The sequence below is a fragment of the Bowmanella yangjiangensis genome (genome assembly GCF_017255015.1).
Classification (GTDB): domain Bacteria; phylum Pseudomonadota; class Gammaproteobacteria; order Enterobacterales; family Alteromonadaceae; genus Bowmanella; species Bowmanella yangjiangensis.
The window spans coordinates 1-366 of sequence record NZ_JAFKCS010000729.1; the positions used below are offsets into that span (position 1 = coordinate 1).

Genomic DNA, 366 nt, shown 5'->3' on the forward strand with positions numbered 1-366 from the left:
GGACCCGCACGGCCGCTTCGTCAACGCGCACCTGGCCGGCATCTTCGGTCTTGCCTGAGGAACCACGATGAAGCGACGCTCTTTCGTACTGGCCGGCCTCGGTGCCGGTGGCTTGCTGGCCGCTGCCTGGCTGCGGCCGCGCGACCATGGCCAGCCGCATGACGCCTACTTCCAGGCGCTGAACCAGGAGCTCAAGGCCAACGGCCCGATGCGCCCGGCGCTGCTGATCGACCTTGACCGGCTCGACCACAACATCGAGGTGGTCCGGCAGTCGCTCGCACGCAGCGGCAAGCAGCTGCGCCTGGTGGAGAAATCCCTGCCGGCTCCCGGCCTGCTGCGCTACATCGGTGAGCGCCTGGACACCCG

At 69.1% G+C, this 366-nt stretch carries 1 protein-coding gene; it reads left to right on the forward strand.

From position 1 onward, the window contains the following. Positions 1–67: 67 nt before the first annotated feature. Positions 68–366: hypothetical protein (locus tag J0A65_RS26445; protein WP_232850172.1), on the forward strand; the 299-nt coding region annotated here is incomplete at its 3' end.